General features: G+C 66.6%; 18 protein-coding genes and 1 tRNA gene. 14 read left to right on the plus strand and 5 right to left on the minus strand.

Translation table 11 applies throughout. The features are described 5' to 3' along the window. Positions 1-84 precede the first annotated feature (84 nt). The 4 genes from hpt to folK all read left to right on the plus strand — a co-directional run bounded on the left by hpt (position 85) and on the right by folK (position 2,261). On the plus strand, positions 85-636 hold the full coding sequence (gene hpt, locus ACOOHB_RS16870) for a hypoxanthine phosphoribosyltransferase (RefSeq protein WP_420446928.1): 552 nt from the start codon (positions 85-87) through the stop codon (positions 634-636). An 80-nt stretch (positions 637-716) separates the two neighbouring features. Beyond that, positions 717-1,235: a hypothetical protein gene (locus ACOOHB_RS16875; protein ID WP_420445966.1), complete on the plus strand. Its 519-nt coding sequence runs from the start codon at positions 717-719 to the stop codon at positions 1,233-1,235. Between the two features lie 8 nt (positions 1,236-1,243). Further along, positions 1,244-1,621, plus strand: a complete 378-nt coding sequence (gene folB, locus ACOOHB_RS16880; RefSeq protein WP_420445967.1) for a dihydroneopterin aldolase — start codon at positions 1,244-1,246, stop codon at positions 1,619-1,621. A gap of 121 nt (positions 1,622-1,742) precedes the next feature. Beyond that, positions 1,743-2,261 carry a 2-amino-4-hydroxy-6-hydroxymethyldihydropteridine diphosphokinase gene (folK, locus tag ACOOHB_RS16885; RefSeq protein ID WP_420445968.1) on the plus strand — a complete coding sequence of 173 codons (519 nt, stop codon included), beginning with the start codon at positions 1,743-1,745 and terminating at the stop codon, positions 2,259-2,261. On the opposite strand, the gene ACOOHB_RS16890 is transcribed toward folK, so the two are convergent. Then, the gene (locus tag ACOOHB_RS16890; protein ID WP_420445969.1) at positions 2,258-2,959 is read right to left on the minus strand and encodes a PaaI family thioesterase; all 702 of its coding nucleotides are present in this window, start codon (positions 2,957-2,959) and stop codon (positions 2,258-2,260) included. The genes folK and ACOOHB_RS16890 overlap by 4 nt on opposite strands. An 87-nt stretch (positions 2,960-3,046) precedes the next feature. On the opposite strand from ACOOHB_RS16890, the gene ACOOHB_RS16895 reads away from it, so the two are divergent. Both ACOOHB_RS16895 and ACOOHB_RS16900 read left to right on the plus strand, forming a co-directional pair. After that, on the plus strand, positions 3,047-4,201 hold the full coding sequence (locus ACOOHB_RS16895; protein WP_420445970.1) for an acyl-CoA dehydrogenase family protein: 1,155 nt from the start codon (positions 3,047-3,049) through the stop codon (positions 4,199-4,201). A 9-nt stretch (positions 4,202-4,210) separates the two neighbouring features. After that, positions 4,211-5,572, plus strand: coding sequence for a 3-hydroxyacyl-CoA dehydrogenase family protein (locus ACOOHB_RS16900; protein ID WP_420445971.1), 1,362 nt, complete (start codon positions 4,211-4,213; stop codon positions 5,570-5,572). 31 nt (positions 5,573-5,603) lie between these two features. Here ACOOHB_RS16900 and folP read toward each other — a convergent pair whose 3' ends face one another. Together folP and ACOOHB_RS16910 are read right to left on the minus strand one after the other, a co-directional pair. Continuing rightward, positions 5,604-6,494 carry a dihydropteroate synthase gene (gene folP / locus ACOOHB_RS16905; protein ID WP_420445972.1) on the minus strand — a complete coding sequence of 297 codons (891 nt, stop codon included), beginning with the start codon at positions 6,492-6,494 and terminating at the stop codon, positions 5,604-5,606. Between the two features lie 2 nt (positions 6,495-6,496). After that, complete coding sequence (locus tag ACOOHB_RS16910; RefSeq protein ID WP_420445973.1) at positions 6,497-7,498, minus strand: polyprenyl synthetase family protein; 1,002 nt, start codon at positions 7,496-7,498, stop codon at positions 6,497-6,499. A gap of 165 nt (positions 7,499-7,663) precedes the next feature. On the opposite strand from ACOOHB_RS16910, the gene ACOOHB_RS16915 reads away from it, so the two are divergent. From ACOOHB_RS16915 to ACOOHB_RS16940, 6 genes are all read left to right on the plus strand, one after another. Beyond that, entirely contained in the window at positions 7,664-10,165 is a 2,502-nt protein-coding gene (locus tag ACOOHB_RS16915; protein ID WP_420445974.1) for an ATP-dependent Clp protease ATP-binding subunit, read from the plus strand. A 47-nt stretch (positions 10,166-10,212) separates the two neighbouring features. Further along, positions 10,213-11,037 carry a hypothetical protein gene (locus tag ACOOHB_RS16920; protein ID WP_420445975.1) on the plus strand — a complete coding sequence of 275 codons (825 nt, stop codon included), beginning with the start codon at positions 10,213-10,215 and terminating at the stop codon, positions 11,035-11,037. Between the two features lie 185 nt (positions 11,038-11,222). After that, complete coding sequence (locus ACOOHB_RS16925; protein ID WP_420445976.1) at positions 11,223-11,918, plus strand: IspD/TarI family cytidylyltransferase; 696 nt, start codon at positions 11,223-11,225, stop codon at positions 11,916-11,918. An 11-nt stretch (positions 11,919-11,929) separates the two neighbouring features. Beyond that, positions 11,930-12,502, plus strand: a complete 573-nt coding sequence (gene ispF, locus ACOOHB_RS16930; protein WP_420445977.1) for a 2-C-methyl-D-erythritol 2,4-cyclodiphosphate synthase — start codon at positions 11,930-11,932, stop codon at positions 12,500-12,502. Positions 12,503-12,509: 7 nt separating this feature from the next. Beyond that, complete coding sequence (gene rlmB / locus ACOOHB_RS16935) at positions 12,510-13,469, plus strand: 23S rRNA (guanosine(2251)-2'-O)-methyltransferase RlmB (RefSeq protein WP_420445978.1); 960 nt, start codon at positions 12,510-12,512, stop codon at positions 13,467-13,469. A 33-nt stretch (positions 13,470-13,502) separates the two neighbouring features. Continuing rightward, positions 13,503-13,575 (plus strand) — tRNA-Thr (locus tag ACOOHB_RS16940). 21 nt (positions 13,576-13,596) lie between these two features. On the opposite strand, the gene ACOOHB_RS16945 is transcribed toward ACOOHB_RS16940, so the two are convergent. Next, complete coding sequence (locus tag ACOOHB_RS16945) at positions 13,597-14,718, minus strand: alcohol dehydrogenase family protein (RefSeq protein ID WP_420445979.1); 1,122 nt, start codon at positions 14,716-14,718, stop codon at positions 13,597-13,599. 91 nt (positions 14,719-14,809) lie between these two features. Between ACOOHB_RS16945 and ACOOHB_RS16950 the strand changes: the two genes are divergently transcribed. Together ACOOHB_RS16950 and ACOOHB_RS16955 are read left to right on the plus strand one after the other, a co-directional pair. Continuing rightward, positions 14,810-15,961: an aromatic ring-hydroxylating oxygenase subunit alpha gene (locus ACOOHB_RS16950; protein ID WP_420445980.1), complete on the plus strand. Its 1,152-nt coding sequence runs from the start codon at positions 14,810-14,812 to the stop codon at positions 15,959-15,961. Positions 15,962-15,965: 4 nt separating this feature from the next. Continuing rightward, positions 15,966-16,928 carry a ribokinase gene (locus ACOOHB_RS16955; RefSeq protein WP_420445981.1) on the plus strand — a complete coding sequence of 321 codons (963 nt, stop codon included), beginning with the start codon at positions 15,966-15,968 and terminating at the stop codon, positions 16,926-16,928. Here the strand turns inward: ACOOHB_RS16955 and upp are convergent. Then, positions 16,913-17,542, minus strand: coding sequence for a uracil phosphoribosyltransferase (gene upp / locus ACOOHB_RS16960; protein WP_420445982.1), 630 nt, complete (start codon positions 17,540-17,542; stop codon positions 16,913-16,915). The two genes, ACOOHB_RS16955 and upp, sit on opposite strands and share 16 nt — an antisense overlap. Positions 17,543-17,625: the final 83 nt, after the last annotated feature.

Here is a 17,625-nt window from a genome sequence, read left to right on the forward strand (position 1 = left end):
GCCGTCCGCAACGCGAAACAGCTAGGTTCGACTCACGTGACGCTCGCACCGGCCTCGCCGTCGCCTCAGAGTGACCTCGACTCGATGCTCGCAGGCGATCCGGGTGTCGGGGAGGTACTCGTCTCTGGCTCCGAGATCGCCGAGCGGGTCGTCGAACTGGGCGCGCAGATCACCACCGACTACGCCGGCCGTGAACCGCTGCTGGTGGCGGTTCTCAAGGGCGCCGTGATGTTCGCCTCCGATCTCAGCCGCGCGATTGACCTGCCGGTCGAGATGGATTTCATGGCCGTATCGTCGTACGGCAGCAGCACCCGTTCCAGCGGAGTTGTTCGCATTCTTAAGGATCTCGACATCGACATCGCGGGACGGGACGTGATCCTGGTGGAGGACATCGTCGAGAGCGGTCTCACGCTGTCGTACCTGCGTCGCAGCCTGCTGGCTCGCAGCCCCGCCAGCCTGGCGGTGTGCTCGCTGCTGACCCGCGAGCACAACGGCAGCCTGAACGGCCTCGTCGACTACATCGGCTTCCGCCTGCCGCCTGTGTGGGTCATTGGCTACGGGCTGGACTTGGCTCAGAAATACCGCAATTTGGCCGAGATTCGCGCGTACGACGCTTCCGTAGCCGAAGACGCCTGAAACTCCTGCGTGTTCGCCGTGCAGGGCCGGTGCGACACCGGTAAATTCGGCTCCGTACACGCTTGCAGGGACGGCGAGCTATGAGAGGGAAGTGGGCGGAGGGCATTCAGCCCCGCAACTTCAACTGGATCGTCGCCGAGCGCCTCGCCGTTTGCGAGCGTCCCGGCGGCTATGGCGCCAGTCACAGGCGCGTCCGTCGTCAGGAAGAGATCATCTGGCTGCGCCGCAACGGGTTCGACATGGTCGTCTCGCTGATCGCTGCGCCGCACAACCTTCACAACTACGACGAGCTGAGCTTGCCGTATCTGCACCGGCCCTGGCCCACATTCGACGACATGGCCAAATACCTGCAGACAGTCCACGACGATCTGGCACGGCTGGCCGGCGAGCGCAAGCGGGTGGTGCTGCACAAGGAGCGGGTCGGCGAGGACGTCTGCGGGTTCATGGCCTCGTACCTGCTGCTGTCGGGCAAGGTGCCCACCGGTCCGCAGGCGACGGCCATCACCGAGCGGATCTTCGGCCAGCGTGTCGGGCCCGAGGGGCGCCGCGTCGTTGACGTGGCGTTGGGCATCCTCGCTGATCGGAAAGCCCAAGGCTGAACTCAGTCGTGACTGCACCCAACGGCGACCGCATTGAGCTGCGCGACCTGCGGGTGATGTGCGTGGTTGGTGCGCTTGCCCACGAGCGCACCGCGCCGCAGCCACTCAGCATTGACGTCGACCTCTACGCCGACCTGAGCCGTGCGGGTGCCTCGGACGATCTGGCCGACACCATCGACTACGGCGGCGCGTGCGATCGCGTCGTCGCGCTGTGCGCCGCCGAAGCGCCCCAGCTGCTCGAGCGGATGGCCGAGTTGATTGCAGCAGACCTGTGCAGCCTCGACGCTGTGACGGCAGCCACCGTCACGGTCACCAAGCTCCGACCGCCCGTTGCGGCCGATCTCGCCACAAGCGCTGTGCGCATCACCCGCCGTCGCCCGGCGTAAGCCGATGAGCCAACCCGGCGTAAGCCGATGAGCCAACCCGGCGTAAGCAGATGAGGCCAACCCGGCGTAAGCCGATGAGGGCAACTCGGTGTGAGCCGGTGCGCCAAGTCAGTGTGAGCCGGTGAACAACGCCGCTGTGAGGGCATTCGTGGGCATGGGCGCGAATATCGGCAACCCCGCTGCGCAACTGGCCGATGCGCTCGAGACCTTGGCAGACGCTGGCGTGCTGGTGGCCAGTTCGGGTGTGTATCGCAGCGCGCCGATCGGCCCGTCACAGCCGTCGTTCCTGAATCTCGTGGCTGAGCTGCGTGTGGCTGAGGGCCCCTATGAGCTGCTTGCCCGGTGCCGGGCCCTCGAAGCGGCCGCCCATCGCGTGCGACGGGAGCGTTGGGGACCGCGCACGCTCGACGCCGACGTGCTGCTGTTCGGCGACCTCGTCCAGCGTGATCCCGAACTGGTGATCCCGCACCCGCGCCTGCGGGAGCGCCGATTCGTGCTCGACCCGCTGGCGGAGCTCGCACCAGAAATGGTCACTGTCGGCGAGTTGGCGGCCGTGGCCGACCAGGACTGCGAGCGCATCGCGGGCCCAGATCGGCTGCGAGACCTGGCCGCAGACTCGCCCCGAACAGAGCGGAGCTAGGCCTCCGGGACCGGGGGTGCGTCGGCGCGCAGGATGAACAGGCCTTCGGCGTTGACGCAGAGCCCCTCGGGGCCGTGCACCTCGGCGTGCTGGACGATCTTGCGTCCCGAGGTGTCATGTATCCACGCCCGCAGATGCAGCGGCTCGCCCAGCGGAGTCGCGGCGCGGTAGTGGACGGTGAGCCGGCCGGTATAGGCCGGGCGGCCCCGCATCCGGTTCAGCGCCCCCATCAGCTCGTCAATGATCAACGCCACCACGCCGCCGTGGGTGCGTTCGGGAGGTCCGGCAAACATCGGGTCGACGACGGCGTGGCCGGTAACCGCCTCGTCAGATTCCTTGAAGTACCTGACGTCCACCGACGCCGGATGCAACTGCCCTCCGCCGATGGAGAAGGGGTCGAACTCGATCTCGTCGCCAACCTCGAGCGGCAGTGGGAAGAACTGGCCTTCGTAGATCTCACGGAGGTATGGCCGGCTCAACATGTCGTCGAGCTTCACTCGCAGCGTGCCCTGTTCCAGCCGGTCAGCTGCAGCCTCAACAGCCGCTGTGACCTCGTCGAGCACCTCGTCTGGGACCCGCCTCCCCGCCAATGCCTGGTTCAGCCGGCGCATCGCAGCGGCTGCCCGCTCGACGGCGCTCCAGTCATATCCAGGCCCGACGGCGCTGGCCGGTTCGCTTTGCGAATCCTGCTGGGTCACGGGCCGAGACGCTATCTGTGCCGCCCTGATGTGTGCCTGCGGTGCCCGGCCGTGGCCCGCCGCGGCACAGGGGCATACGCTCGGACCATGCGGCGCACCATCTTTGAAGAAGAGCACGAAATGTTCCGTGAAACGGCCCGGGCCTTCACCGAGCGCGAGATTGTCCCCAACCACGAGAAGTGGGAAGCCGACGGCAAGGTCGACAAGGCCATGTTCCGCAAGGCGGGAGACGTGGGCCTGCTGGCCACCGCCGTCGACGAGCGCTACGGCGGCGGCGGAGTGCTGGACTTCCGCTACAACGCCATCCTCAACGAGGAGATCATGTCCGCCGGTGTGGCTGGCTCAGGCATGTGCATGACGCTGCACAACGACGTCTGCCTGCCGTACTTCATCAACCTGTGCGATGAGTCCCAGGCCGAGCGGTGGATGCCGGGGTTGTGCAGCGGTGATCTGATGAGCGCCATTGCGATGACCGAGCCGGGCATCGGCTCGGATCTGGCTTCGATGAGCACGACTGCAATCCGCAAGGGTGGCGGGTACGTCGTGAATGGCTCGAAGACGTTCATCACCAACGGCATCAACTCCGACCTCGTCATCGTGGCGGCGAAGACCGATCCCAGTGAGAAGCACCGGGGCATGTCGCTGGTCGTGCTCGAAGACGGCATGGAGGGATTCGAGCGGGGACGCAACCTCGACAAGCTCGGCTTGAAGTCTCAGGACACCGCCGAGCTCTTCTTCGACGACGTGTTCGTGCCCGAAGAAAACCTTCTCGGCGGCGAGGGCAACGGCTTCACGAGTCTGGTGCGCAACCTGCCCCAGGAGCGGCTGTCCATCGCGGTGACTGGCGTGGCACATGCGCAGGCGGCATTCGACTGGACCGTTGACTATGTGGGCGAGCGGCAGGCCTTCGGCCAGAGCATCGCCTCGTTCCAGAACACCCGCTTCGAGCTCGCCGAGATGAAGACTGAGCTCGACATCGCCTGGGTGTTCGTGGACCGCCAGATTGAGGCGCTCAACGAGGGCGAGCTGACCGCTACCGACGCCGCAGAGGCCAAGTGGTGGGTCACCGAGATGCAGTTGAAGCTCATCACTCGCTGCCTGCAGCTGTTCGGCGGCTACGGCTTCATGTCGGAGTACCCCATCTCCAAGGCGTACGCCGACGCCCGGGTGCAGACGATCTACGGCGGCACCACCGAGATCATGAAAGAGATCATCGGCCGCGAAATCACCGGCACCCGATAGGCAGCAGGCATGGGAGAGATCAACTCGGCCGAGCCTGCGAGGCGCATCAACTCGGCCGAGCCTGCGAGGCGCATCAACTCAGTAGCGATCATCGGGGCCGGCACGATGGGCGCCGGCATTGCGGCCGTGTCGGCGAAGGCGGGCTGCCGCGTGCTGCTGCTCGACGTCGACGAGGCCGCAGCGCCGCGAGCGCGCGACTCGGTCGACGCCGACTTCCAGGAACTCGTCAGCATCGGCACGGTCGACGACCATCTCGACGACATCGCCGGCTACGACTGGGTGTGCGAGGCCGTCATCGAGGACCTCGCCACCAAACGTGAGCTGTTCGAGCGCCTCGAAGCCGCCCGCAGCGACGGCTCGGTCATCTCATCGAACACGTCGGGCATCCCGTTACGGCAGATCAGCGAGGGCATGAGCGAGCGATTCCGGCGCGACGTGGCCATCACGCACTTCTTCAATCCGGTGCAGGTGATGAAGCTGTTCGAGCTGGTGCCTGGCGCCGACACCGAGCCCGAGGTGATCGACGCGTTCGCCAGCTTCGGGGCTGAGCGGCTCGGCAAGGGCGTCGTGCATGCCAAGGACACCGTCAACTTCATCGGCAATCGCATCGGCTGCTACTTCATGCTGTCCGGCTTGCACCAGGCCAAGGAGTTCCTCGCCGACGGCATGACCCCCGAGACCATCGACGCAATCCTGGGCGCACCGGTGGGCTTGCCGCCCACAGGCCTGTACGGGCTCATCGACCTCATCGGCCTCGACGTGATGGAGCTGGTCGGGGCCAACTTGGCCCAGAACCTGCCGCCGGGCGACCGGGGACTCGACTTCGCCCAGTTCCCCGCTGCAGAGCAGGCGATGGCCGCCCGTGGCCAGCTCGGGCGCAAGACCGGCGGCGGCTTCAGTCGGCGCCTGAGACTTGACGACGGCTCCCGCAAGACCGAGACGTTCGATCTCGTGACCGGCGAGTGGCGAGCGGCCACTGAACCCGATCTTGAAGGCGTCCCCGTCGAACTCGGCGCGGTGATGTTCGCCGATTCGCCACAGGGCGAACTGGTAAGGCACATCTTCGGCGGCACGCTGGCGTACGCGGCAGACCTGGTGCCCGAGATCGCCGACGACATTGCCAACGTCGACAACGCGATCCGCTGGGGCTTCAACTGGGTGCACGGACCCTTCGAGATGCTCGACCATCTCGGACCCGCCCGGGTGATGGACTTCTTGCACGGTGTCGGCGCTCCGCTGCCGGCCATGCTGGCCACGCTCGAGGCATCCGGCCAGCCAACCTTCTACAGCCGGTCCGCCGATGGCGCCCGCCAGCAATTGATGCCCGACGGCACTGTTGCACCAGTTGCCGGGGCCCCAATGGAGGGCTGAGCCGCCCAGCCTGAGGGGTGACGGCCCGCGCTCAGCAGGCCGGGCGGATGATGGCGTCGGTCATGCGGATGGCCTGAGTCATCTGGGTGGTGTCGTGGACCCGCACGATGTCGATGCCCGCACAGATGGCGGCAGTGATGGTGGCAGCGGTCCCGAAGAGACGATCGCCGGGCTCGGTGTTGGTGACTGCCCCGATCGTCGACTTTCGCGACGTGCCGATCAGCAAGGGGAGTTCCAGTGCCCACAACTCCGGCAGGCGGCGCATCATCTCCAGGTTCTGCGAGACGCCGAAACCGAATCCGAAACCCGGGTCGACCACAATGCGGTCGGTGCCGACGCCAGCGTCGGCGCAGATCGCCAGGGTGGCTTCCAGCCCGGCCGTCACGTCGGCGACGAGGTCGGTGTGCGGACGGCCTCGTTGATTGTGCATGAGTACGGCGGCGACCCCCCGGTCGGCAACCAAAGGCGCCATGTCGGGATCGAGGCGAAAGCCCGTGATGTCGTTCACCACCGTGGCACCGGCATCAACCGCAGGTTCAGCCACCTCCGCCCATGTCGTGTCCACCGAGATCGGCAGGTCGGCTCCGAGGCGGTCCAGCTCGGATCGAACGGCCTCGATGACTCGGACAGCCCGCAGCCGCTCCACCTCGATGGGGGTGGGTTCCGCACCCGGCCGGCTGGAAGCGCCGCCGACGTCGATGATGTCGACCCCACCTGCCACGAGCTCGTGCGTCAACGCGAGCGCGTCGTCAAGCCGGTCAGCTACGCCGTCGCCGGAGAACGAGTCCTCAGTGGCATTGATGATGCCCATCACGTACGTACGGGTGCCCCATTTCCAGCACGGACCGTGCCCGGGGTCCCACCGCCCGTAGCGATAGCGGCGCAGAATCGGCCAGCCCGGCTGCATCTGCGGTTCGGTCACCTTCAGACTGCGCCCGCCGCGCGGGGCAGGGCACCGAGAAGGTTCGACGCAGCGGCCCGCAGGCCGACAACCCCGGGTGTCGCGTCGAACGGTGCCACAACGTCAAGGGCCTGCGACACGTAGGACTGCGCCGTTTCCACCGAGGTAGCGATCTCGCCTCCTGCTACCACGATCGCCCGTGCCTCGTCCCGTTGAGCATTGTCGAGGGGTTGGCCGAGCAGATCGCCGACTGGATGCCCGTTCGCCAGCATCCGGATGACCGGCAGCGTGTAGACGCCCTCACGCAGGTCGTTGCCCGACGGCTTGCCGAGTTGCTCGTCGGAGGCCACCAGGTCGAGCACGTCGTCGACGATCTGAAACGCCATGCCGTACGCCAGCCCGAAGGCTGTCAGGCGCTCCAGAGCGGCGGGGTCGACGCCCGCCACCAAACCGCCGATGCGACACGACGTGGCGTACAGCTCGGCGGTTTTGCCCCCGATGGCCAAGAAGTACTGGTCTTCGGTACGGCTCCGGTCGTAGATCAGCTGCAGCTCGCGCACCTGCCCCTCGCACAGGCGCCCGATCGTTGCGGCCAGAAGAGCTGCCACATCAGTGCCGAGCGACGCCGCCATCTCGGACGCCTTGGCCAGAAGGAAATCGCCGGCCAGGATCGCCTTCAGGTTCCCCCAGCGATGGTTTACCGCCTCGATGCCGCGCCGGGTCTGCGCGTCGTCCATGACGTCGTCGTGGTACAGCGAGCCCAGGTGCACGAGTTCGACGGCCACGCCGCCGCACACCATCTCGTCGGTGACTGCACCAGGCGCGGCCCCTTGTGGGTTCAGCGCCAGCGCCGACGTAATAACGAACGCAGGCCGTAGTCGCTTGCCGCCCGCGGGGATCAGGTGCGAGGTCACCTCGGTGAGAAACTCGTCGCCAGTGACCGCAGCGGCCCGCAGCGCCGTCTCGACACGGGCCAAGTCATCGTCTGCGGTGGGTCGGGCCTGCAACGGGGAAAGCGGCGCCACAGCGCAACCGTAAACGACGGAGACAGGCTTGCCGCGCTCGAAACACCCCGCGTTTGCGGTTCGCAAGGGCCCCAGAACAGCGAAGGAGCGATCTTGCAGGGCAGCGTTACACTGCGCTCACCTGACCCGAAGCTCCCGTGTGCAAGGCTCAGACCAGGAGGCCCCGTGTTCGAACGCTTCACCGATCGGGCCCGCCGAGTGGTGGTGTTGGCGCAAGAAGAAGCGCGCCTGCTGAACCACAACTACATCGGCACGGAGCACATCCTGCTGGGGCTGATCCACGAGGGCGAGGGCGTAGCAGCCCAGGCGCTCGAGTCGTTGGGCATCTCGCTTGAGGCCGTGCGCAGCCAGGTCGAGGAGATCATTGGACAGGGCAGCTCGTCGCCGAGCGGCCACATTCCCTTCACGCCGCGCGCCAAGAAGGTGCTGGAGCTGTCGCTGCGCGAAGCGTTGCAGCTGGGCCACAACTACATCGGCACTGAGCATGTGCTGCTGGGACTGATCCGCGAGGGCGAGGGAGTCGCAGCGCAGGTGCTGGTGAAGCTGGGCGCCGACCTGTCGAAGGTCCGTCAAGAGGTCATTCAGCAGCTATCGGGCTACAGCGGCTCCGGCAGCGGCCGCGAAGCCGTGGGCGCCTCGTCGGGGCAAGGCAGCGAGCAGGGTGGCCAGAGCGGCTCGCTGGTGCTCGACCAGTTCGGGCGCAACCTGACCGCTGACGCGCGGGCCAAGAAGCTCGACCCGGTCATCGGGCGGCTGCGCGAGACCGAACGCGTCATGCAAGTGCTGTCGCGCCGCACCAAGAACAACCCGGTGCTTGTCGGCGAACCCGGCGTGGGCAAGACGGCCATCGTCGAGGGCCTCGCCCAGAAGATCGTCAACAACGACGTCCCCGAGCTGCTGCGCGACAAGCAGCTCTACACGCTGGACCTCGGCGCGTTGGTGGCGGGTTCCCGCTACCGGGGCGATTTCGAGGAGCGCCTCAAGAAGGTCCTCAAGGAGATCCGCACCCGCGGCGACATCATCCTGTTCATCGACGAGCTGCACACGCTGGTAGGTGCCGGTGCCGCTGAGGGTGCGATCGACGCTGCGTCGATCCTCAAGCCCATGCTGGCGCGCGGCGAGCTGCAGACCATCGGTGCCACCACGCTCGAGGAGTACCGCAAGTATCTCGAGAAGGACGCAGCGCTTGAGCGCCGCTTCCAGCCGATCAAGGTGGACGAACCCACGCTCACTCACACCATCGAGATCCTCAAGGGGCTGCGCGATCGCTACGAGCAGCACCACCGAGTCACCATCACCGACCAGGCGCTGGTGGCCGCGGCGAATCTTGCCGACCGTTACATCGCCGACCGTCACCTGCCTGACAAGGCCATCGACCTCATCGACGAGGCCGGGTCGCGACTGCGCATCAAGCGCATGTCGACGCCGCCCGACTTCAAGGAGATCGAGTCCAAGCTGGCCGATGTCACCGAGCGCAAGAAGCAGGCGGTCGAATCGCAAGACTTCGAAACGGCCGGAGCACTGCGCGACGAGGAGAAGGAGCTGCTCGAGCAGCGCACCGTCGTCCTCGCGCAGGCCAAAGCCGAGGGCCACGACCTGTTCGACGAGGTCGACGAGGAAGCCATCGCCGAGGTGTTGTCGATCTGGACCGGCATCCCGGTGTACAAGCTCACCGAGGAAGAGACCCAGAAGCTCCTCCAGATGGAGGACGCGCTGCACAAGCGGGTCATTGGCCAGCACGACGCCATCAAGGCCGTCAGCCAGGCCATCCGCCGCACCCGTGCGGGCCTGAAGGACCCCAAGCGTCCAGGCGGCTCGTTCATATTCCTGGGCCCCTCGGGCGTCGGCAAGACCGAGCTGGCCAAGACCCTCGCGGAGTTCCTGTTCGGCGACGAGGGTTCGCTGATCAGCCTCGACATGTCCGAGTACATGGACAAGTTCACGGTGAGCCGCCTCGTCGGCGCCCCGCCCGGGTACGTCGGCTACGACGAGGGCGGCCAGCTCACCGAAGCGGTGCGTCGCAAGCCGTTCTCGGTGGTGCTCTTCGACGAGATCGAGAAGGCCCACCCGGACGTCTTCAACACGCTGCTGCAGATCCTGGAAGAGGGCCGGCTGACCGACGCTCAGGGCCGTTCGGTCGACTTCCGCAACGCCGTGCTCATCATGACTTCCAACCTGGGCACCGCCGACCTGCGCAAGGCGCGGGTGGGCTTCGCAACCGCCGATGAGGACGCCAGCTACGACCGGATGAAGGAGAAGGTCAGCGAAGCGCTCAAGGCGCACTTCCGCCCTGAGTTCCTGAACCGCATCGACGACACCATCGTCTTCCACGAACTGAGCGTCGACGAGGTGGTGCAGATCGTCGATCTGATGATCAAGCGCACCTCTGACCAGCTTCGGGCACAGGGCCTGGGCTTGGAGCTCACCGATGCCGCCAAGCAATGGCTGGCCCGTACCGGGTACGACCCGCAGCTCGGAGCCCGGCCGCTGCGCCGTGCTTTGCAGCACCACGTCGAGGATTCGCTGAGCGAGCGCCTCCTCTACAAGGAATTCCACGCCGGCGAGATCATCGTGGTGGACGTCGAGGACGACGAGATCGTGTTCCGCGCCATCGAGGGCTTCGACCCTGGATCGATCGAGCTCGAAGAGGCCGCAACGGCCGAATAGGCCCGCACATGCCGTCGCTCGCAGCGCCTCAGCGGCGGCGAGGCGGCGTGGCAATTCAACGCCAGGTGAGCCGTTGGCTGATCGTCGCGACGGCGCTGATAGCGCTTGCGGGCTGCCGCGCGGACATCCTCGTTGACATAGACATGGCGCACGACGGAGCGGGCCGGGTGACCGTGGCCGTCACCTTCGATGAAGAGGTGATGCGTACCACGCCCGATCTGGGCGAGTTACTCGTCCTCGATGATTTGGTTGGGTGGGAGATCACCCGCCAGCGCGAGCAGACCTTGCTCGGCGAACGACTCAAGGTCGTTTCCGTGAAGCGATTCGCGAACCAAAGTGAGCTGGCAGAGGTGCTCGCCGAGATTGATCGGCCGCCGGACGGGTCTGCCGGCTTGTTCAGGTCGGTCACGGTGACGGCCGAACGCGATGGGGCGCACGTGCGTTACCTGCTGGCTGTGGGCATCGGTCTCAATCGGCCGGTCAGCGAGCTTGTCAACCCTGCCACTGCGGACGCTCTTGAGGGTGAGCTCTTCGGGATGCCGATCGATGAGATCGAGGCGCGTGCCGGTGCGCCGCTTGACGAGCTCGTGACGCTTGTCGTGCAGGCGACGGTGCCTCAGGGCGCGGGGAGGCTGCCCGCCGAGGGCGTCATGACGCTGAACGAAGGTGGCTTGCGCGAGCTGTTGGTGTCCGGGGAACTGTTCGATGCTGAGATTGCTGCGGCCGATGCTGAGGCGGAGCGTCTGGCTGAGCGGGCGAGTCGTGGGGCTCGGATTGCTATCGCCTGGTGGATCGTTCTGGGCATCGTTGTTGCCGTTGTGATCGTTGTTGTCTTGCGCGGTCGGCGGCGGCGCGGGTTGACCTTCCGATAGTCGCTCGTGGGCTTACGCCGTCGTTGCCCGGGCTGCATGAGGGCGGTGGTACCCGTGCTTCAAACAGATGCAGCGCTCATTGAGCGGGCGCGGGGTCGCAGGGGCGCTGCATAACTGCGCGCGGGCACCCCCGCCCTCACGCAGCCCTCGTTCTTCCGGGTCCTTGGGCGGGGCAGACTGGCTTGGTGGTTCGGGCTTGGGCGATCGTTTTGGCTGCAGGGTCGGGGACTCGGTTCGGTGCTGTTGCTGGTGGGGCTTCGAAGGCTTGGGCACTTATTGCTGGGCGGTCGATGGTCTCTTGGGGTGTTGAGGCGGCGCGGGGGGCTTGTGACGGAGTCACTTTGGTGGTTCCCGCTCGCATGGTCGGTGAGCTCGCTGGCAGCACTGAGGGCGTTGACACCGTTGTGGCTGGTGGGGGAACCCGATCGGCATCGGTTCGGGCCGGGCTTGAGACCATTCCTGACGGAGCGGAAGTTGTGGTTTGTCATGATGCGGCTCGGCCAGGGGCTTCTTTGGAGTTGTTTGCTTCGGTGATTTCGGCTGTGCAGGGTGGGGTCGATGCTGCTGTGCCTGTGTTGGGGGTGAGCGACACGCTGAAGCGGGTTTCGGACTGGAGAGATGGCGGTGGTCTGGTTGTGGGGACCGTGGATCGTTCGGAGCTCTTTGCTGTGCAGACGCCGCAGGCGTTTCGCCGGGAGGTGTTGGTGGCGGCGCATGCGGGAGAACCTGAGGCCACTGACGATGCGGCGCTGGTCGAGGCGGCGGGTGGGGCGGTGATGGCCATTCCTGGCGAGGTTGCGGCTCACAAGGTCACCTCGGCGGCGGACCTTGTGATCGTGGAAGCCCTGCTGCGAGCCCGCGTGGCAGACAACGGGCTCTAGCGTCAACAAGCGTGACGACGGCTGACAGCGGCGGGCTTGGTCCGGCGATGCGCGTGGGTCACGGCTATGACGCGCATCCGTTTGCTGATGCCGCCGACCACCCTGGGCGGACGTTGGTGCTGGGCGGGGTCCGATTTGTTGGCGAGCGGTCGCTTGAGGGTCACAGCGATTCCGATGTGGTTGCGCATGCCGTCATCGATGCGATGCTCAGCGCAGCCGGACTCGGCGACATCGGCTCGTACTTTCCTGACAGCGACGAGCGATGGCGCGACGCCGACAGCATCGAGATGCTGGCCCAGGTCGCAGCTCGCCTCGCGGAAGACGGCTGGCAGCTGGCCAATGCCGACTGCACGGTCATCTGCGACCGGCCGATGATCGCCCCACACCGTGATCAGATGCAGGAACGGCTCAGCAGCGCTGCGGGCGGACCGGTCACGGTCTGCGGCAAGCGGACCGAAGGGCTCGGCTCCGGCGATGGGATCGTGGCGCACGCCGTGGCCCTGGTGTTCGCCCGGCCGGGCGCCGACACGCTTGAATCCGGCACGCTTGAATCCGGCACGCTTGAATCCGGCACGCTTGAATGACGGTCCGATGAGCAGGCAACCGCAACGCCGTCGGGGGCAGCCGCCCCCAGGGGGAGCGCGCAACGCTCCACCGCGAGGTCGAGGCGGTCCGAGTGCCCAGCAGCGAAGCGGAGCCGGACCGAGGCCGCGCAGTGGCCCTGGTGCGCGGCGCGGCGGGAATCCGCAGCGTCGCGACCCCTCGACCAATCGCGAACAATCCGCGCCCCGCGGTCTCGGCGGCGACCACGTCGAAGGCCGTCAGGCCGTGCGAGAGCTGCTGCGGGCCGGCAACCGCAAGATTCACGAAGTCTTGCTGGCCGAGGACGCGCACGAGTCCGCAGTGCTGGCAGAGATCGCCGATCTGGCAGCCGATCGTCGGGTGCCGGTGCGCGAGATCAGTCGTCGCAAGCTGCGTGACCAGGCGCTCACCGAATCGCCGCAGGGCGTCATCGCCAAGGCTCAGGAAATTCGGCCTGTGCCGCTGGCAGAACTGGCTCGGCCCTATCGCGGGGCTGCTCCGCTGCTCATTGCCGCCGACAGCGTCACTGACCCCGGCAATCTCGGTGCCATCTTGCGGACTGCCGAAGTTGCCGGCGCGACGGGAGTCGTCCTGGGACGCCATCGTTCTGCGAGCCTGACGCCCGCAGCGGTCAAGGCGGCTGCTGGGGCAATCGAGCACCTGCGCTTCGCACAGGTCGGAGGTCTGCCCGCCGCATTGAAACAGCTGCGTGAAGCCGGCCTGTGGGCGATCGGACTCGACGGCAACGCAAGCGACGGTCTCGAGGACCTGCGTGTCGCCGACGAACCCGTGGTGGTCGTCGTCGGCGCCGAGGGACGGGGTCTCTCGACGCTGGTCGAGCACCGCTGCGATCAGGTCATCTCCATTCCGGTCTACGGGCGTATCGAGTCGCTCAACGTGGCCGCGGCGACGGCCGTCGCCTTATTCGACATCGCCCGCGCCCGCGCTCGCGCCCGGGATTCGACCTGAACCCACAGTGCTCAGCCATACGCTGGGGCGGCTGCCCGAGTAGCTCAACGGCCAGAGCACCGCTCTTGTAAAGCGGGGGTTGTGGGTTCGATTCCCACCTCGGGCTCGCCCCCCAGGCACGACCTGCTCACAGCGTGATCACCAGGTTGCCGATGTGCTCTTTGCGGCCGAAGGCCTCCTGGGCGGCATGAATCTCCTCAAGCCGATAGGTGCCGCCGAGAATCGGCCGGATCTCGCCTCGTTCGATGTACCCGACGAGATCAGTGAAGATGCCCGGCTCGTAGATGGTCGCTCCGTACAACTCAAGATCGTTGAGGTACAAGGTCCGCAAATCGAGTTGCACGATCGGTCCCCCGATGGCGCCCGCAGTGACGTATCGCCCCCCGCGGGTGAGCACATCGAGCCAGCCCGCAAAGCTGTCCCCACCGACCACATCTGCGACAGCGTCGAATGGACCGCCGTTGGCCGACACCGCTGCGGCAGCGACTGATGGGGTCTCGCGAGCCACAGCGGCATCAGCGCCGATGTCGCGCACCTGGGCGATCTTCGAGCTGCTGGCCACGGCGACCACGCGTGCGCCGCGCCGCTTCGCGAGCTGCACCAGGGCGCTGCCGACCCCGCCGCTGGCACCGGTCACCGCGATGCTCTGGCCGCTGCGTAGACCGATGCGCGCCAGCATGTGCTCTGCGGTCACCGATGAGCACGGGAACGTTGCGAGCTCGGCGTCGGAGAGATCCGAGTTGATGGGGTGCACATTGATGATCGGCACAGCTGCGAACTCGGCGAACCCCCCGTCGGCTTCGCTGCCGAGATACCCGGCCTTGCTGCGATCGGACGGATCGTCGGGATCGCGCAGGCACGGATCGACGATGACTCGCTTCCCGACCAGCGCAGTGTCGGCGACGTCTGGGCCCACTGCGACGACACGCCCCACCACGTCGGCGCCCTGGATACGGGGGAATTGGAGGCTCGTGCGCCCCCACGCGGCCTCATCGACGCTCGCCTCGGCATATCCGCCTTCGCTGGTTGGCGAGTTCACCGCGCGGCTGTACCAGCCCACGCGGGTGTTGATGTCGGTGTTGTTCATGCCGCACGCCGACACCCGAATCAGCGCATCACCGGGACCAGGCACCGGCACGTGCACGTCGTCTCGCACCTCCAGCATCTCGGGTCCGCCGCTGCCGACGAGCAGCGCTGCGCGCATCGTCGGTCTAGATGGCTCGCCCGATGGTGGGGTGGCGACAGTCATGCGGATTCGAGATGGACATGTTCGGTCATGAGTGCGCGGCAGAATATCGGCCAGTGGAGACCGCGAAATCGCAGATGATCGGAATTGCTGCATGAATTCGCCGGACCGCAACGTTCCGACCGATGGCGATGACCGTGGGGTTGCTGACAGCCTTCGGCCGCGAGCGCTGCCGACTCGCTACTACACCGATCCGGCGATCCACGCTGCCGAGATGTCTGCCGTGTTCGCTCGGTCCTGGCAGCTCGTCGGTCATCGGTCCCAGGTGAGCAAGCCCGGCCAGGTCCTCACGGCGACGGTCGGCGACGAGTCCGTCTTCGTCGTCAACGACGGCGGCCAGATCCGCGCCTTCTTCAACGTCTGCCAGCACCGGGGTCACGAATTGTTCCCGCCACAACACCCGGGTGGAGACGTAGCAGAAGCCCCAGGTGTCATCACGTGCCCGTACCACGCCTGGGTGTACGGGCTGGATGGCAGGCTGCTCAGCGCACGCAGTCGCAACGTCGGCGAGCTCTGCATCCCACGCCTCGCAGTCGAGGGGCTCGCCGGATTCCTCTTTGTCAATGTGGATCCAGACGCGCTCCCGCTGGCGCAGCACGCGCCCGGCGTTGCTGACGAGATCCTGGCGATCGCCCCTCAAGCTTCGACCCGCATCCGGACCTGGCGCCGAACGCAACTCATCGCCGCGAATTGGAAAATCGCAGTGGAGAACTACAACGAGTGCTACCACTGCCCGAACGTGCATCGATCGTTCACATCCGGCGTTGTTGACCCTGCCAGCTACCGGATCACTCCGGACTGCACAGTGATCCGCCATACGGCCAGAGGCGTCGAGAGCGAGCGGTCCTTCTATCAGCGCCCCGAAGCCAGCGACGACTATGCCGCGTTCTACATCTGGCCGGCCTCTTCGATCCAGTGCTATCCCGGTCAAGCGCTCAATACCTACCGTTGGGTGCCCTGTGCACCGGATCGGACTCTGCTGGTTCGGGAGTGGTGGTTCGACGGCGCCGAGCCGACCGATGTGCAGCGCAAGATCATCGACTTGGACTGGAACACCACGGTGTCGGAGGACCTGAAGCTCGTCGAGTCGACTCAGCGCGGTGTTCGGAGCCGCGGATATCGGCCTGGGCCGCTCGTCACCGAGCCGTCCGGAATCGCCTCGGTACACAGCGAAGATGCTGTGGCACATCTCGGGACGCTGCTGCTGTCAGCACTTCACGACGAGCGGCCACCGAGCGAGCGCTGATCCGGTGACCGAGTCGAGCGCACCGCGCATCGCCGTGATCGGCAGCCTGAACGCCGACGTGACGCTGTGGGTGCCCAGGCGTCCGTCGCCTGACGAGACAATGCACGCCGATCGCATTGAGTGGTTCCGCGGCGGCAAGGGCGCCAATCAAGCGGTCGCTGCGGCCCGGCTAGGCGCGAGCGTGGTCATGGTCGGCTGTGTCGGCGACGATGAGCAGGGACGCTGGCTGCGCTCGGGTCTCGTTGCCGAGGGGATCGACTGCCGGCACGTGGCGAGTGTCGACGTTCCAACCGGCCTGGCGGTGATCACCGTCGATCCCGACGACGTGTCGATCGTGGTGGCTGCCGGTGCCAACGCTTCTCTCGATACTGAAGGCGTGCAGGCGGCCGCCGGCGAGATTGCTGGGGCGGACGCTCTGCTGCTCCAAGGTGAGGTGAGCGTCGACGCGGCCCGAGCGGCAGCCGAGATCGCCCGTCAGCACGAGGTGATCGTGGTGCTGAACCCGGCCCCCTACAACGACGTCGCTCCCGCGGTGCTGCCGCTGGCGGACATCGTCATCGTGAACCGGGCCGAAGCGGAGCAGTTGCATCAATCGCATTCAGGCGGCAGTGCTGCCGAGCTGCGCCCCGATGTCGTGCTCGTCGAGACTCGGGGCGCGGCTGGCTGTGTGGTCCGCGCGTCTCGTACGGTGCCGCCGTCGCTACGGACGCGGGACTCAGACGGCATCGGTGAACACATCAACGTGCCGGCGCCGCAGGTCGCCGTTGTCGACGCAACAGGCGCGGGAGACGCATTTGCGGGGGCGTTCGCGGTCGGCATGGCATCGGGTGCCGGTCCGCATGCGGCGGCCCAGTTCGCCGTGCGGGCCGGCGCGTGGGCGGTGGGGGTCGCTGGTGCGCAGCCGAGTCTGCCGATGATGGCGCAGCTGCGGGGCTTCGAGGACGTTGCCGCTCAGGCCAGACCGTAGAGACGATCACCGGCATCGCCGAGTCCCGGCACGATGAACGCCCGCTCGTCGAGATGGCTGTCGACGGCGGCCGTCACCACGCGGACATTGGAGGCGCTGGCCTGCAGAGCTGCGATTCCCTCGGGTGCAGCGAGGGCGCACACCATCGTGACCGGGCCCACACCCGACGCTGCCAGCACTCGTATCACCTCGGCCGCCGAGCCACCCGTCGCCAGCATCGGGTCGAGCACCAGCACTGGTCGATCTTCCAACACGGTCGGCAGCGATTCGAGGTAGCGCTCGTGGCCGACGCCGTCGGGTGTCTCGATCCTTCGCATCCCGATGAACCCCACCGGTGCGGCAGGCAAGAGTCTCAGCGCTGCATCGAGCATTCCCAGCCCAGCTCGCAGGACGGGCACGATCGCTGGCATCGGTTCGAGCCGCGAGCCCTCAGCGGGTCCGAGCGGCGTCTCTACTGGCACAGGGACACATGCCGCGTCGGCGAGTGCCTCTGACACCAGCAAGAACGTCAGCGCGTCGAGTCGCTGACGGAACTCTTCGACGGCGGTGTTCTTGTCGCGCAGTCGAGTGAGAAGAGCGGCGGCTACCGGATGGTCGACAATGGTGATACTCATGGGCTGACTCTCACGGGCTCATCTCTGCGGTGGGATTGGGGTCCGTGCGCAAGTTAGGTGCTCAGGGGTACACCCGGAAGCGC

This window comes from Candidatus Poriferisodalis sp., assembly GCF_965215815.1.
GTDB lineage: Bacteria > Actinomycetota > Acidimicrobiia > Acidimicrobiales > Poriferisodalaceae > Poriferisodalis.